Origin of the sequence: Pasteurella multocida (assembly GCF_900187275.1) — a bacterium.
Lineage (GTDB): Bacteria > Pseudomonadota > Gammaproteobacteria > Enterobacterales > Pasteurellaceae > Pasteurella > Pasteurella multocida.
Genome location: NZ_LT906458.1, coordinates 2,038,610 through 2,054,333 on the forward strand (window position 1 = coordinate 2,038,610; position 15,724 = coordinate 2,054,333).

Annotated in this window: 16 protein-coding genes; 13 read left to right on the forward strand and 3 right to left on the reverse strand. The window is 40.2% G+C overall.

The genetic code is table 11. The features are described from left to right. Positions 1-17: 17 nt before the first annotated feature. Both CKV69_RS09475 and CKV69_RS09480 read right to left on the reverse strand, forming a co-directional pair. The gene (locus tag CKV69_RS09475) at positions 18-848 is read right to left on the reverse strand and encodes a class I SAM-dependent methyltransferase (protein WP_015702653.1); all 831 of its coding nucleotides are present in this window, start codon (positions 846-848) and stop codon (positions 18-20) included. Between the two features lie 162 nt (positions 849-1,010). Beyond that, positions 1,011-1,604, reverse strand: coding sequence for a YajG family lipoprotein (locus CKV69_RS09480; protein ID WP_005717810.1), 594 nt, complete (start codon positions 1,602-1,604; stop codon positions 1,011-1,013). 136 nt (positions 1,605-1,740) lie between these two features. Here CKV69_RS09480 and CKV69_RS09485 point away from each other — a divergent pair, with 136 nt between their 5' ends. Beyond that, positions 1,741-2,052 (forward strand): BolA family protein, encoded by a 312-nt coding sequence (locus CKV69_RS09485; RefSeq protein ID WP_015702654.1) that lies wholly within the window; start codon positions 1,741-1,743, stop codon positions 2,050-2,052. 69 nt (positions 2,053-2,121) lie between these two features. On the opposite strand, the gene CKV69_RS09490 is transcribed toward CKV69_RS09485, so the two are convergent. Then, positions 2,122-3,063 carry a sugar ABC transporter substrate-binding protein gene (locus CKV69_RS09490; protein ID WP_005723919.1) on the reverse strand — a complete coding sequence of 314 codons (942 nt, stop codon included), beginning with the start codon at positions 3,061-3,063 and terminating at the stop codon, positions 2,122-2,124. Between the two features lie 144 nt (positions 3,064-3,207). On the opposite strand from CKV69_RS09490, the gene CKV69_RS09495 reads away from it, so the two are divergent. The 12 genes from CKV69_RS09495 to CKV69_RS09550 all read left to right on the forward strand — a co-directional run bounded on the left by CKV69_RS09495 (position 3,208) and on the right by CKV69_RS09550 (position 15,713). Next, positions 3,208-4,704: a sugar ABC transporter ATP-binding protein gene (locus CKV69_RS09495; protein WP_016504255.1), complete on the forward strand. Its 1,497-nt coding sequence runs from the start codon at positions 3,208-3,210 to the stop codon at positions 4,702-4,704. A gap of 7 nt (positions 4,705-4,711) precedes the next feature. Next, entirely contained in the window at positions 4,712-5,740 is a 1,029-nt protein-coding gene (locus tag CKV69_RS09500; RefSeq protein ID WP_005723924.1) for an ABC transporter permease, read from the forward strand. A gap of 545 nt (positions 5,741-6,285) precedes the next feature. Continuing rightward, on the forward strand, positions 6,286-7,626 hold the full coding sequence (locus CKV69_RS09505) for a Na(+)-translocating NADH-quinone reductase subunit A (RefSeq protein WP_005751968.1): 1,341 nt from the start codon (positions 6,286-6,288) through the stop codon (positions 7,624-7,626). A 2-nt stretch (positions 7,627-7,628) separates the two neighbouring features. After that, positions 7,629-8,861 carry an NADH:ubiquinone reductase (Na(+)-transporting) subunit B gene (locus tag CKV69_RS09510; protein ID WP_005723927.1) on the forward strand — a complete coding sequence of 411 codons (1,233 nt, stop codon included), beginning with the start codon at positions 7,629-7,631 and terminating at the stop codon, positions 8,859-8,861. Then, positions 8,854-9,636 (forward strand): Na(+)-translocating NADH-quinone reductase subunit C, encoded by a 783-nt coding sequence (locus tag CKV69_RS09515; RefSeq protein ID WP_005723929.1) that lies wholly within the window; start codon positions 8,854-8,856, stop codon positions 9,634-9,636. Before CKV69_RS09510 ends, CKV69_RS09515 begins: the two co-directional genes overlap by 8 nt. Beyond that, entirely contained in the window at positions 9,629-10,255 is a 627-nt protein-coding gene (locus tag CKV69_RS09520) for an NADH:ubiquinone reductase (Na(+)-transporting) subunit D (protein ID WP_005717817.1), read from the forward strand. Before CKV69_RS09515 ends, CKV69_RS09520 begins: the two co-directional genes overlap by 8 nt. A 3-nt stretch (positions 10,256-10,258) precedes the next feature. Next, positions 10,259-10,855 (forward strand): NADH:ubiquinone reductase (Na(+)-transporting) subunit E, encoded by a 597-nt coding sequence (gene nqrE, locus CKV69_RS09525; RefSeq protein ID WP_005717818.1) that lies wholly within the window; start codon positions 10,259-10,261, stop codon positions 10,853-10,855. Positions 10,856-10,870: 15 nt separating this feature from the next. Continuing rightward, complete coding sequence (nqrF, locus tag CKV69_RS09530; RefSeq protein WP_005717819.1) at positions 10,871-12,094, forward strand: NADH:ubiquinone reductase (Na(+)-transporting) subunit F; 1,224 nt, start codon at positions 10,871-10,873, stop codon at positions 12,092-12,094. A gap of 168 nt (positions 12,095-12,262) precedes the next feature. Then, positions 12,263-13,303, forward strand: a complete 1,041-nt coding sequence (locus CKV69_RS09535; RefSeq protein WP_170349445.1) for an FAD:protein FMN transferase — start codon at positions 12,263-12,265, stop codon at positions 13,301-13,303. Positions 13,304-13,312: 9 nt separating this feature from the next. Further along, complete coding sequence (gene nqrM, locus CKV69_RS09540) at positions 13,313-13,567, forward strand: (Na+)-NQR maturation NqrM (protein ID WP_005723934.1); 255 nt, start codon at positions 13,313-13,315, stop codon at positions 13,565-13,567. A gap of 131 nt (positions 13,568-13,698) precedes the next feature. Further along, entirely contained in the window at positions 13,699-14,850 is a 1,152-nt protein-coding gene (gene mnmA / locus CKV69_RS09545; RefSeq protein WP_010907131.1) for a tRNA 2-thiouridine(34) synthase MnmA, read from the forward strand. 281 nt (positions 14,851-15,131) lie between these two features. After that, the gene (locus CKV69_RS09550; protein WP_025248554.1) at positions 15,132-15,713 is read left to right on the forward strand and encodes a cation diffusion facilitator family transporter; all 582 of its coding nucleotides are present in this window, start codon (positions 15,132-15,134) and stop codon (positions 15,711-15,713) included. The last annotated feature ends 11 nt before the right edge of the window (positions 15,714-15,724 follow it).

Here is a 15,724-nt window from a genome sequence, read left to right on the forward strand (position 1 = left end):
CAAGTTCTTTTTGCTTGTTAAGTAACAAAGCTTATTGTGACGACACGCGGGTCTAAATTGTGTTTTCCCCAGCGAGTAGCGTAAAGTAATCTTGTCCAGCAAGGATAGCGATCCCGACAGACATCGCTTATGTAATGGACTGAGCGTAATCTAATTGCCGCATGCCATGTTTCAAGCTCTTTGATCTCTTGTATCGTCCATGAAAATTCAGGGCGTTCTTGACTGTCTATTTTTTTGAGTGCATCGTGGTATTTACTACGACCGACTGCCATTGGGGGCACAATATCGAAAATCATTGTGCTGTTAGGTAAGTTTTCAGCCACCGAGGCAATAAACTGTTTGACTTGTTCTTTAGGAAAAAACATCAATACGCCTTCAAGAATTAATAAAACGGGTTTGTTATGTTGACTAACCGTTTTCATCCAATCTGTATTGAAAAGTGAGTCAGCCAAATAATGATTACTCGTTTCTGGTAAAAGTTGGCGACGTATATTGATGACTTCAGGTAAGTCTAAATCATACCACGCACTGACTTGTGGTTTGCCTAAGCGTTCAAAGCGTGCATCTAAGCCTGCACCAAGCTGCACAACAACCGCGTCTTGGTGCTGTGAAAGAAATTTTAAGCTTTCTTGATCAAATAATTTTGCGCGTCCACAACATCCTACTTGTGATAAATGAGCAGATTCAAACTTTTGAAAGTCATAGTCAATCTGTTTTTTCATTCTTACTGCTTCGCGATCTTTCAGTAATGGATTGGCTTTATCATATTCAACTGCTTTTGCCCAAAGAGTGATTAATAAAGTAGAAGAAAGCGCAGATATCTTATTGGGTGAAATTTTGTCAGACATAACACCTCCTATTTAATGATAATAATTCTCAAATAATCAAGATATCATAGAAAAAGGTGAAATCGTATTCAATACTTTTATTGAAGGAGTAAAAAGACTCAGAATGAAAAATCGATTCTCGCAACCAGGACCAGAATCGATTTTAGGGAGGAAATAGTGAATTTATGGGGTTGCTAAGGTCGTAATCGCATTCGCCACTTCACGATCCTGATAAATTGATCGCACGACTTCATTAAAGGTTTCGCCTAACACACGCTGAATTTCTGGGTTTTTCGCGGAAAATGCACCGGAATAAGTGCGACTGGCATTAATATTTTTACTAAAATGTCCTTTTGCACTTTGAGCATGTACAGTCACTTGTACTTTACTATCTAAGTTATAGCGTAAATTTCCTTGCTCTACATTGGCGTAAAATTGATTCACGTCCACGGTGACAGACACATTAGCATTTTGTGCATGACCAATACGGAATCCTTTACTGATTAAATCCTGTTGTTGGACTTGTTGAAATAACTCACTGACACTCGGCATGGCAGACAGTTTAACTAATCGACCGTCAGCCACATAACTCGATACCTCACTTTGTGGACGGCTATCGCGTACAGTGACAAACACGACCGCACTTTGATTGACTGCCATCGACGCAACCGGTGCGGGTGGGGTGAAGGTTAAAGTAGAAGGCTGTGTTTGGCAACCTGCGAATAACAGACTTCCTGCGAGAATCGTAAGAAGAGAAAGAGTGTGGTGTCGTTTCATAATGTCCTCATAAAATAAACGGTAGCTGCCCTTTGGGGACAGCAAAGGAGAAAAGTGGATAGATATTATTCTTGCAAAGTTAATGAGGAATGTATAGCCTTTATACCCTAAATTTATTGAAATGGTGAGGAACAAGATGTCAAAACAACAAGAATTGATTACACGCTTAACGGAAGCATTTGAGCCACATTTTTTGGTCGTAGAAAATGAAAGCCACATGCATAGTTCAGGACGCGGCGCAAATTCTCATTTTAAGATTGTGTTAGTCAGTGAACATTTCGATGGGTTAAGCAAAGTTGCTCGCCACCGTCAACTTTATCAATTTTTGGCAGATGACTTAGCACAAGGTATCCATGCTTTAGCATTACATCTTTATACCAAAGAGGAATGGAACCACCGAGAAGAAAGCATGCCGAAATCGACGAATTGTGTCGGGATTGGACACTAATTTCAAGCAATCAAAAACCGCACTTTCAGTATAGATGAAAAGTGCGGTGTTTTTGGTAGAACAAGTTATTTAATATTCTTGTGCTTTCTGTTTATCAACGACTACCGGATCAACGTAATAAAAATCAGGCAGTTCCTGTTTGTTTAATTTTTTCAAAATACTTTCGATAGCCACGGCAACTTGTTTTTTCGGGAGCTGGTCGATGGTATTTTGCATTTTACCTTTTTTCACGTATTCAATCGCAAGGGGAATACCGTCGTAACCTGAAACAAGGACTTTTCCTGCTAATCCGGCATTTTCAATCGCGGTGACTGCACCCAGTGCCATATTATCGTTCGCCGCAAAAATCCCTTTGATATTCGGATGTGCGGTTAAAATATTGGTTGTGACATTAAGTGCTTGTTCTGTTTCCCAGTTTGCAGACTGAGAAGCGACAACTTTGATATTTGGTGATTCAGAAAATGCTTTGAGCGCACCTGCTTTACGTTGTTCGCCATTATCCACACCAGGAATCCCTTCTAAAATAGCAACATCCCCCATTTCGTTTAAGGCTTGTGCTAGATTTTTAGCCGCCAAATAACCACCATGGAAGTTATCGACACCAACGTAATTAAATTTTAACCCAGCTTTCTTCGTTGCTTTTTCATCTAAACGAACATCGAGATCGATAATCGGAATCCCGGCTTTTTCAGCTTTTTGAAATGCCGGAATAAAGGCGATAGAATCATTTGGGGTAACAATGATGCCATCCACTTTTTTGGCAATCATGTTTTCGACTAGACCCACAAGCTGTTCTGTTGAATCTTCCTTTTCTGCAACTTGTACAATTAAATCAATATTTACCTCTTTTGCTTTTTCTTCCGCTCCTTGTCGCATTGTAATGAAATATTCATTACTTAATGTTTTCATGAGTAAGGCAATTTGAGGTTTTTCTGCAGCTAGCGTAGTACCGGATAGGGCGATGAGTAAGGCGCTTGCCGTGATCGTTTTCTTCAAAAATGTTGACATCATCATCTCTCTCCTCTCAGCGTTAAATAAGGAAACTTTAGTATAGACAGATTAAAATGATCAAACTGTGATGTCATTCACATTTTTTAGACAGGGTTTAAATTATGCTATGGGTGGGAATACCTGTAAAGAATGTGGATTGACGTTATGACGCAGAGAGATTGTATTTTAAAGTTAAAAAATATCGGCAAAAGCTTTTTTGATGTACTGGTATTGAAAAACGTGGATCTTGATATTTATGCGGGTGAGGTTCACTGTTTAGTGGGTGAAAATGGCGCAGGAAAATCTACATTATGTAAAATAATTGCAGGTATTTATCCATTTGAGCAGGGTGAAATGTTTTATGAAGGAAAGTCTTATTTTCCTAAAACAGTGAAAGAAGCGCAGTCTTTAGGCATCGGATTTATTCATCAAGAATTGATGTTAGTGCCGCAGTTATCCGTCTTGGAAAACATTTTTCTAGGGAATGAAAAAACGGTATTTTGTGGAAAAATGGATTGGCAAACGATGCGTCATAAAACGCAGCAAATCATTAGTGAATTGGAGTTAGACATTGATCCTGATGCGAAAGTAGCGGATCTCTCCATCGCACAGCAACAAATGGTTGAGATTGCAAAAGCCGTATTTAGTGAATATAAAGTGATTATTTTTGATGAGCCAACCTCTTCAATTTCGCGTAAAAATACACAAACCCTGTTTAAAATTATTCATCAATTAAAAGAAAAAAATGTTGCAATGATTTATATCTCTCACCGTCTAGATGAATTTCAATACATTGCGGATCAAGTGACGGTTTTAAGAGATGGGATTCGAACCGGTACCATGGCATATCGCGACACTTCTCCTGATGAAATCGTCAAATTAATGGTAGGGCGGGAAATTAATTTTGCTGAATATCATCGTCATTATTTACCAACACGAGAAGTTTTGCGCGTCGAGAGTTTAACGAATAAACATATTAAAAGCAGTTCTTTTTCTTTATATGAAGGTGAAATACTTGGTTTTGCGGGATTAGTGGGCGCTGGACGTACAGAGTTATTACGAGCTATTTTTGGTGCAGATGAGGCTAGCGGAGCGATTTATCTCAATGCGCAACGGGTGGAAATTCGTTCGCCAGAAGATGCTGTGAAACAGAAAATAGGTTTTATTACCGAAGACCGGAAGCAACAAGGCTTAATTTTAGGACTCAGTATTCGAGAAAATATTACGTTACCGATTTTAAAGCGCTTTTGGAATGGCTTATTTTTAAATAAAAAGCAAGAGCGCTTAGTGGCAGAAGAAAATCGGCAAAAACTCCGGATTGTTTCACATAGCCAAGACCAAATCAGCCAAACCCTTTCAGGAGGCAATCAACAAAAAGTGATTATTGCTCGTTGGCTCGAAAGTGGTGTTAACATTCTGTTTTTTGATGAGCCAACACGGGGTATCGACGTGGGGGCGAAATCCGAAATTTATGATCTTATGCGACAGTTTACCGATAACGGTGGGGCGATTGTAATGGTTTCTTCGGATCTGCCTGAACTGATTACGATGTCAGATCGTGTTATCGTGATGCGACAAGGTGAGATTGTGCGCGAAGTAAAAGATAAAGCAGAAATGACAGAAGAGAATTTAATGCGTTTAATGATTGGTGTAGATGAATAGGTATTGTATGACAAATTTAAGAAAAATTTTCTCAAAATTAGGCATCGGTATCATTTTACTGTTAATGATTATTGGTATGTCGTTAAGTTCCGATGTGTTTTTGTCCACGAATAATATTATCAATATCTTATTACAGGTTTCGATTATTTGTGTCATTTCTGTTGGTATGACGTATGTCATTTTAACCGGTGGCATTGATCTGTCAGTTGGCTCTATTGTCGCACTCAGTGCCGTTTGTTTAGGGGTTTTTACACATTGGGGAATGGATTGGTTAGGTGAAAATCCTTCAAGCTTTTCTGTCTTAATGATGGTCATTAGCGCGATTATCGCAACAATTTTTGTTGGTATCCTTTGTGGTTATGTTAATGGATTAGTGATTGTGTATGGTAAAGTGACGCCTTTTATCACAACATTGGGCATGATGGGTATTGCGAGAGGACTTGCGTTAACCATATCAGATGGCAAAACTATCTATAATTTTCCAGATACATTGCGTTTTTTAGGAAATGGGCGTATTGCACTGACGGAAACATTTGCGCTCCCGGTACCCGTTATTATTGCGTTACTTGTCGTGTTAGTGAGTTTTTACGTGCTAACACAAACGATGTTTGGTCGACAGATTTATGCGTTAGGCGGAAACCGTGAAGCAGTTCGATTGTCCGGTATTAATATTGAGAAACTTGAAATTAAAGCTTATGTGATTAATGGCGCATTAGCGGCAATTGGTGCCATCATTTTAGTTGGACGTTTAAATGCGGCACAGCCTATCGCTGGAAACGGTTATGAATTAGATGCTATCGCTGCAACCGTGATAGGCGGGACAAGTTTGATGGGCGGCGTGGGATCTGTGGTCAGTACTTCTATTGGGGCGCTTATTATGGGGGTGTTACAAAATGGGCTGACGTTATTGAACGTCACCTCGTATTTGCAACGCTTGATTATTGGTTTAGTGATTATTTTAGCGGTATTTTTAGATCAATTACGTCGTGGCGAAGTATCAACACGCCGTTTGAAACGGTTATTTTTTAGAGAATAATGTTTTGTTCAGCAAAGACAAATTTGTCAGCCTAGCTAATGATATGTCAGTGAGCTAGGCTTTTTTATTTTGCCAAATTTTACTTTTCATCGGTAACGAAAGCGTGCGTATTCCATGAAAAATGTGTGTTGAGATAACAAAATGTATCTGAACGCTTCTTTTTTCTTATCTAACCCTTTATAAGTAAATTACTTGTACTCATTAAGAGTAAAACTTGACCTTCTTCAAAAAAAAAGATTTTTTTTACTAAAAATTCAGAAAAATAGGGTGCGAAAGTGGCACCAAGGTTATTATTTAGTTAAAATAAGGCGTTTTATTTTATCAAAATTTTAACGTTTGTATTTTGAACAATTTTCTTTGGCTAAACCGTTCAAAATAGGGACGACAAACAGAATTTGAGTTTTAATTTATGTGAAATGAGGTGAGTGATTGTAGTTGCTTTGAAAGCGTTTGCATGATCTTGCTGAAATCATTACTCAAGACGAGGTTATAGTGCTAGTCACTGTAACTATATTTTTAATCTGACTAAAAGTAGTGCAAACAATATGATTACGATTAAAAAAGGCTTGAATCTTCCTATTTCGGGAAGCCCAGAGCAGGTAATCCGTGATGGCAATGCTATCACTGAAGTTGCTTTGCTTGGTGAAGAGTATGTGGGAATGCGCCCTTCAATGAAGGTGCGTGAAGGTGATGTTGTGAAAAAAGGCCAAGTGCTTTTTGAAGATAAAAAGAACCCTGGTGTGGTTTTCACAGCCCCTGCAAGTGGTACTGTAACTGCGATTCATCGTGGTGCTAAGCGAGTTTTACAATCTGTAGTAATTAAAATTGAAGGTAATGAACAAATTACTTTTGAAAAATATACAACAGAACAATTAAACCAACTTACTTCAGAGCAAGTTCGTCAAAATTTACAAACTTCTGGATTATGGACCGCACTTCGTACGCGTCCGTTCAGTAAAGTGCCTGCCGTCGATGCCACACCCGTATCGATTTTCGTGAATGCGATGGATACCAATCCATTATGTGCCGATCCACAAGTGATCGTGCAACAATCTGCGCAAGCTTTTGAAGCGGGTCTGACTGTATTAAGTCGTTTACATGAGGGGAAAGTGTACCTGTGTAAAGCGGCGAATGCGAGCATTCCAAGCCCAAGCATTGCCAATCTTGACGTGAAAGAATTTGCGGGTCCACATCCAGCTGGGTTAAGTGGTACGCATATTCACTTTATTGATCCTGTGAGTGCAACCAAATTTGTTTGGTATATCAATTACCAAGATGTGATAGCAGTGGGTAAATTATTTACCACAGGTGAATTAGATGTTTCACGCGTAGTGTCCTTAGCTGGTCCACAAGTGAAAAATCCAAGATTAGTACGTACCGTATTAGGTGCAAACCTTTCCCAATTAACAGCGAATGAAGTGAAAGACGGTGAAAATCGCGTGATTTCAGGTTCAGTATTAAGTGGTGCAAAAGCTGCAGGTCCTGTTGATTATTTAGGTCGTTACGCATTGCAAGTTTCGGTACTTGAAGAAGGTCGTGAGAAAGAATTTTTAGGTTGGATCATGCCGGGTGCGAATAAATACTCACTTTCACGCACGGTGTTAGGGCATTTCTCTAAAAAATTATTTAATTTTACCACCGCACTTAATGGCGGTGAGCGTGCGATGGTACCTATCGGTGCTTATGAGCGTGTGATGCCATTGGATATTATTCCAACATTATTACTGCGTGATTTGGCAGCAGGCGATACCGATTCTGCACAGGCGTTAGGGTGTTTAGAGCTAGATGAAGAAGATTTAGCCCTTTGTACCTTTGTTTGCCCTGGTAAAAATGAATATGGTCCGCTCTTACGTCAAGCCTTAGATAAGATCGAGAAGGAAGGTTAAAAATGGGTTTAAAACATTTTATTGAAAAAATTGAACCTGCGTTTTTACCGGGTGGTAAATATGAGAAATGGTATGCATTATTTGAAGCAACCGCCACCTTCTTATATACCCCAGGTACAGTCACGCACAAAGCTTCTCACGTACGTGATGCGTTAGACTCGAAACGCATGATGGTGTTAGTGTGGTTATCTTTATTCCCTGCGATGTTCTACGGTATGTATAACGTGGGTGCGCAAGCGATTTTGGCGACAGACGCGTTAGGCACTCTGCAACAAGCCATTTCAGGTCATTGGCAATATGCGTTAAGTCATGCGTTAGGTGCAGATTTGACCCTGTCAGCGGGTTGGGCAAGTAAGATGTTGTTAGGGGCAACTTACTTCTTACCGATTTACTTGACTATTTTCTTAGTGGGTGGTTTCTGGGAAGTGCTTTTTGCGATGGTACGCAAGCATGAGATTAACGAAGGTTTCTTTGTGACCTCTATCCTGTTAGCACTTATCGTTCCACCAACTTTGCCATTATGGCAAGCTGCGTTAGCAACGACATTTGGTGTGGTTGTGGCAAAAGAAATTTTTGGTGGTGTCGGTAAAAACTTCATGAACCCCGCATTAGCTGCGCGTGCCTTTTTATTCTTTGCTTATCCAGCACAAATTTCAGGTGATACGGTATGGGTTGCCGCAGATGGTTTTTCTGGCGCAACCGCGCTTTCACAATGGGCTGTGGGTGGTGAAGCTGGCTTGAAACATGTGGTAACAGGTCAACCAATCACCTGGATGGATGCCTTCATTGGTAACATTCCGGGATCTATCGGTGAAGTATCGACTCTAGCATTGATTATTGGTGCGGCGATTATTGTGTTTGCACGTATTGCCTCTTGGCGCATCATTGCGGGTGTGATGATCGGCATGATTGCCACTTCTGCCTTATTTAATCTTATTGGTTCAAGCACAAATCCATTATTTGCAATGCCTTGGTATTGGCACTTTGTGTTAGGTGGTTTCGCATTAGGGATGTTCTTTATGGCAACAGACCCCGTTTCTGCGGCATTCACCAACAAAGGAAAATGGTGGTACGGTATCTTAATTGGTGCGATGGCGGTATTAATCCGTGTGGTTAACCCAGCGTATCCAGAAGGTATGATGCTGGCTATTTTATTTGCTAACTTGTTTGCGCCAGTATTCGATTATTTAGTGGTCCAAGCAAATATCAAACGTCGGAGAGCTCGCAATGTTTAAGAATAAAGATAGCGTTGGCGGAACACTTCTCGTCATTATCCTTTTAAGCTTAGCTTGTTCTATTATTGTGGCAGGTTCAGCCGTCTTGCTGAAACCAACACAAATCGAACAAAAAGAACTGGATAAGCAGAAAAATATTTTAAGTGTTGCCGGTTTATTACAGCCAACAACCAAAAATAGCGAAATCAAAACGATTTATGCAAACAATATTGAAGCCCGTTTAGTGGATTTAAACACGGGGGATTTTGCTCCTGCACAACCGGGTTTTGATGCAGCAAAAGCAGTGAAAAATCCAGCAGAAAGTACCGCACTTTCCGCAGAAGATGATGTGGCGGGTATCCGTGTACGTGCTAACTTCGCGGAAGTGTATCTGGTCAAAAATGATGCGGGTCAAGTGACACAAGTGGTTTTACCGTTCTACGGTAAAGGCTTATGGTCAATGATGTATGGCTTTATGTCCGTTCAGCCAGATGGCAACACAGTTAATGGCATCACTTACTATGATCAAGGTGAAACACCAGGATTGGGTGGTGAAATCGAAAACCCGAAATGGCAAGCACAGTTCCCAGGTAAAAAACTATACACCGCAGATAACCAAGTCGGTTTATATGTGGGTAAAGGTGCCTCAGCAAATGCTGAACATGGGATTGATGCAATTTCAGGGTCAACATTAACCAGTAATGGTGTCAACAATTCATTTAAATTCTGGTTAGGTCAAAAAGGTTTTGGTCCTTTCTTAGCAAAACTGAAAGCAGGAGTGTTGAACAATGGCTGATACTAAAAAGTTAAAAGGCTTGTTGCTATCGCCAGTGATGGACAACAACCCGATTGCGTTACAAATTTTAGGGATTTGTTCTGCGTTAGCGGTAACAACTAAATTAGAAACGGCAATTGTAATGACGTTTGCGGTAATTTTCGTTACGGCATTCTCAAACTTATTTATTTCTTTGATCCGTAACTATATTCCAAACAGTGTACGTATTATCGTGCAAATGGCGATTATCGCCTCGTTGGTTATCTTAGTTGACCAAATCTTACGTGCTTATGCCTATGGTTTATCAAAACAACTTTCGGTTTTCGTGGGCTTGATTATTACTAACTGTATCGTTATGGGACGAGCAGAAGCCTTTGCGATGAAATCACAACCACTAGAAAGTTTCGTTGATGGGATTGGTAACGGCTTAGGTTATGGCGCAATTTTAGTGTCAGTTGCCTTTATCCGTGAATTAATTGGTTCAGGCAAATTATTTGGTATGACGGTATTCCAAACTATCCAAGATGGTGGTTGGTATCAAACCAATGGTTTATTCCTACTTGCACCAAGTGCGTTCTTTATTATTGGTTTTATTATTTGGGGTATTCGTACCTTAAAACCAAATCAGGTGGAGAAGTAGTTTATGGAACATTATATTAGCCTTTTCGTTAAATCCGTTTTTATCGAAAACATGGCACTTTCTTTCTTCTTAGGGATGTGTACTTTCCTTGCTGTATCGAAAAAAGTGTCTACTGCATTTGGTTTGGGGATTGCGGTTATCGTTGTATTAGGTATTGCGGTACCTGTAAACCAATTAGTGTATAGCTTTATCTTAAAAGACAGTGCATTAGTTCAAGGTATTGATCTCAGTTTCTTAAACTTCATTACCTTTATCGGTGTGATTGCCGCATTAGTTCAAATTCTTGAGATGGTATTGGATAAGTATTTCCCTGCACTTTATAACGCGTTGGGGATCTTCTTACCATTAATTACCGTAAACTGTGCGATTTTTGGTGGGGTATCCTTCATGGTTCAACGTGATTATACCTTTGTTGAATCCGTTGTATACGGTATTGGCGCAGGGACGGGTTGGATGTTAGCCATTGTTGCGCTTGCAGGCATCACGGAAAAAATGAAATATGCTGATGTACCAGCAGGGTTACGTGGTTTAGGCATTACCTTTATCACTGTAGGTCTGATGGCACTTGGTTTTATGTCATTTTCAGGTATTCAGTTGTAAGAAAGGGGATACAGAATGGAAATTACTCTTGGTATTGCAATGTTCACCGTTATCGTTTTGGCTTTAGCAGTCATTATCTTGTTTGCTAAATCAAAATTGGTTAATTCGGGTGACATTACAATTGAAATTAATGACGATCCAAGCAAAGCAATTCATTTGCCTGCGGGGGGCAAATTATTAGGTGCGCTGGCGAGTCAAGGCATCTTCGTTTCTTCCGCTTGTGGCGGTGGTGGTTCTTGTGGGCAATGTATCGTTAAAGTCACCGAAGGGGGTGGCGATATTCTACCGACTGAACTTTCACACATTTCAAAACGTGAAGCAAAAGAAGGTTATCGCCTTTCTTGCCAAGTGAATGTGAAAAACAGCATGAAGGTCGAATTGCCAGAAGAAGTCTTTGGGGTGAAAAAATGGGAATGTACCGTTATTTCTAATGATAACAAAGCGACTTTCATCAAAGAACTGAAATTAGCGATTCCTGAAGGGGAAGAAGTACCATTCCGTGCAGGTGGCTATATTCAGATTGAAGCAGAACCGCACACTGTCGCTTATAAAGACTTTGATATCCCAGAAGAATATCATGAAGATTGGGATAAATATAACTTATGGCGTTATGTGTCTAAAGTGGATGAGCATATTATTCGTGCATACTCCATGGCTTCTTATCCGGAAGAAAAAGGCATCATCATGTTGAACGTGCGTATTGCAACGCCACCACCAAATAACCCAGACGCGCCTCCTGGTCAAATGTCCTCGTACATTTGGTCACTCAAAGCAGGTGATAAAGTGACTATTTCTGGTCCATTCGGTGAATTCTTTGCGAAAGAAACCGATGCCGAGATGGTGTTCGTCGGCGGTGGTGCGGGTATGGCGCCAATGCGTTCACACATTTTTGACCAATTAAAACGTTTGAAATCTAAACGTAAAATGTCATTCTGGTATGGTGCACGTTCTAAACGCGAAATGTTCTATGTGGAAGATTTTGACACCTTACAAGCCGAAAATGATAACTTCGTATGGCATGTGGCACTTTCTGATCCACAACCGGGTGATAATTGGGACGGCTACACTGGCTTTATTCATAATGTGCTTTATGAAAACTATCTGAAAGATCATGAAGCGCCAGAGGATTGTGAATACTATATGTGTGGACCGCCAATCATGAATGCTTCCGTGATTAAGATGTTAAAAGATCTTGGTGTGGAAGATGAAAACATCTTATTAGATGACTTTGGTGGTTAAGCCAGCTTGCTCTTAGCATGATTAAAGTGCGGTCGGATTTTACGAATTTTGTAAAGGTTGACCGCACTTCCATTTCAGAAAATTTGAAAATTTGGTTTTTATATTGCAATCCATATTGGAAAATCCAAACTTGCAAACTTTTTAAAATAGAAAGGATTTACAGTGAAAATAAAACACATTCTTAGTAGTATCATCATTGGCTTTTGTTCACTATGTTTATTGGCTTGTCATAAATCCCCTGAAGTTGTGACGATCACGGGTAAGACCATGGGGACAACGTATAGTGTGAAATACATTGATGATGGTCAGATTAAGATTAAACCGATTGAGATGCACGGGCAAATTGAAGAGATTTTGAAAGAAGTGAACAATAAAATGTCCACTTACATTTCCACATCTGAATTGAGTCAATTTAATCAAAATACACAAATTGATACACCCGTTGAAATTTCGGCTGATTTAGCCTTTGTCTTAAAAGAAGCGATTCGTTTACATGGCGTCACAGAAGGAGCATTGGATGTGACTGTGGGACCAATTGTGAATTTATGGGGGTTTGGACCTGAAAAGCGTCAACCGAATGAAACCTTAGAAGAACAAGTGGAAAAACGTCGCGCTTGGGTCGGGATTGAAAAAATGAAATTAACCGAACAAGGCGATAAGTTTTATCTCGCTAAGACAGTTCCCCAGTTATATATTGACCTTTCTTCGATTGCCAAAGGGTTTGGTGTCGATAAAGTGGCTGCACATTTAGCTACAAAAGGCATTGCTAATTATTTGGTGGAAATTGGTGGTGAGATTAACGCGAAAGGAAAAAATATTGAAGGCAAAGATTGGCAAATCGCGATTGAAAAGCCGAATTTTGATGGGAGCCGCGCGGTATCACAAATTATTGGGCTGAAAGATTTTTCTATGGCAACATCGGGTAATTATCGTAACTATTTTGAAGAAAATGGTCGCCGTTTCTCTCATGAAATCGATCCTAAAACCGGTTACCCGATTGAACACCGATTGGCTTCAATCACTGTGTTAGCGGATTCCACTATGACCGCAGATGGATTATCGACAGGTCTTTATGTGCTCGGAGAAGAGAAAGCCTTAGAAGTCGCGGAAAAATATAATTTATTGGTGTATCTCATTAGCAAAACCGAAAAAGGGTTTGAGGCAAAAATGTCCTCTGCATTTGAGAAATTATTAAATGAACAACATTAGGATAAATCCATGCAACTTTTTTTAATCACGTTTGGTATCTTTTTATTGATTATTGCAGGAATGGCGATTGGTTATATTATTCAGCGTAAAACGATAGCTGGGAGCTGTGGTGGCATTTCAGCATTAGGCTTGAAAAAAGTCTGTGACTGTGAAGAGCCTTGCGATAATCTCAAAGCAAAATTAGAGGCGGGCGATGAAGAAGCCCAGCAAGAATACAACGCCAAATTTGCTAAAAATGAACCGCACTTTTATGAAGTGAAGTAATCCATGTGAGTAGCAACATCGGGTGAAAGGTTCAATGAAACTTGGGGCTTTGTATCGGTAGCATAAGATACAAAGCCCTTACCTCATCTTTTGTGGCGTGATCACGACACTAATCTAAATATGAAAGTAATATGAAATCAAAAACTTATGAAACGCATTTCCCGCCATTAAGTGCAGAGCAATTGGCGGAAAATCGCAAGAAAAAAGTCATCTGTGGCATGTCTGGCGGGGTGGATTCGTCTGTTTCTGCGTTTATTTTGCAACAACAAGGCTATCAAGTAGAAGGCTTGTTTATGAAGAACTGGGAAGAAGATGACGACACTGATTATTGTACGGCGGCAGCCGATCTTGCCGATGCACAAGCGGTGTGCGATAAACTGGGCATCAAGTTACATAAAATTAATTTTGCCGCAGAATATTGGGATAATGTCTTTGAGCATTTTTTACAAGAATACAAAGCCGGACGTACGCCAAATCCTGATATTTTGTGCAACAAAGAAATTAAATTCAAAGCGTTTCTAGACTATGCCGCGGAAGATTTAGGGGCCGATTATATTGCAACGGGGCATTATGTGCGTCGTGGTGAGAAAGACGGGCAATGCCAGCTTTTACGTGGTTTAGATAATAATAAAGACCAAAGTTATTTTTTATATACCTTGAGCAAAGATCAGGTGGCACAGAGCTTATTCCCTGTCGGCGAAATTGAAAAGCCGATTGTACGTGCTATTGCGGAAGATTTAGGTCTAGCCACCGCGAAGAAAAAAGATTCCACAGGGATTTGTTTCATTGGTGAACGCAAATTCAAAGATTTTTTAGCTCGTTATTTACCTGCTCAGCCGGGTGAGATTAGAACGGTTGAGGGAAAAGTGGTGGGACGCCATGATGGCTTGATGTACCACACGTTAGGTCAACGTAAAGGGCTTGGCATTGGTGGAGTGAAAGGCATGGGCGAAGATCCGTTCTATGTAGTAGAAAAAGATTTGGTGAATAATGTGTTAGTCGTGGCACAAGGGCATGATAATTCTGCTTTATTGTCTTCAGGCTTAATCGCCAGCCAATTACATTGGGTAGATCGTCAACCGATTCGCCAGCCAGTCCGTTGCACGGTCAAAACCCGTTATCGTCAAGAGGATATTCCCTGCGAGATTCAACCGATTAACGATGAAACTATTCGGGTGGTGTTTGATGAACCACAAATTGCTGTGACGCCGGGACAATCTGCGGTTTTCTATCAAGGTGAGATCTGTCTTGGTGGTGGGGTTATTGAAACCCAAATCAAATAGGCGGAAAGGTTTTAGAATGTGCGGTTAACGTCTTTAAGATTTTAACCGCTTTTTTTATGTGATTTGTTTTATGCTAGAGGAAAGATGAGAAGATGATCTTTCCTTTCGCTGTGCTTTCTCGCGACAGACTGCTATGATAAATTGGATTGTCCCTGTTTTGAGCAGATGTATTGTTAAATATCATGACATGACGTCTATTATGTCTCGGTTAGCGAGGTAAATTGACTTGTCTTTTACCCTTCAATGGCATCACGCCTTATCCTTGATGAAAAGGAAACACTATGGCACATCAACATCCGCATACAAGCAATCGTAGCGTATTAGCAATCAGTTTTGCGCTTGTTAGTGTATTTATGCTAGTGGAGTTTTTAAGTGGCTATTATTTTAAAAGCTTAGCACTCATTACAGACGCCGGGCATATGGCAAATGACAGTTTCGCCTTATTGGTTGCGTTGATTGCGCTTTATTTAAGTCCAAAGAATCAACGTCGTGTTGCTGTGTTGAATGGGTTTTCGTTGATCGTCGTTGCGCTATTTATTATTTGGGAGGCAATTGAACGTTGGCAATCGCCGCAAATGATTCAATCGCTGCCAATGCTCGTTGTGGCCATATTAGGACTATGTGTAAACACCTTAGTGGCATGGTTACTGCTGAAAGGTGATTTGCATAATTTAAATCTTCGCGCAGCATATTTGCATGTATTGGCGGATTTACTTGGCTCAATTGTGGCGATTGTCGCGGCATTAAGTATTTTCTTTTGGGGCTGGATATGGGTTGATACTGTAGCCAGTTTGATCCTGAGTTTATTTATTTTGAAAAGTGGTTATGCCGTGACAAAAGAGGCGATTTTGAATTTGGAATAATAAAACAGGGC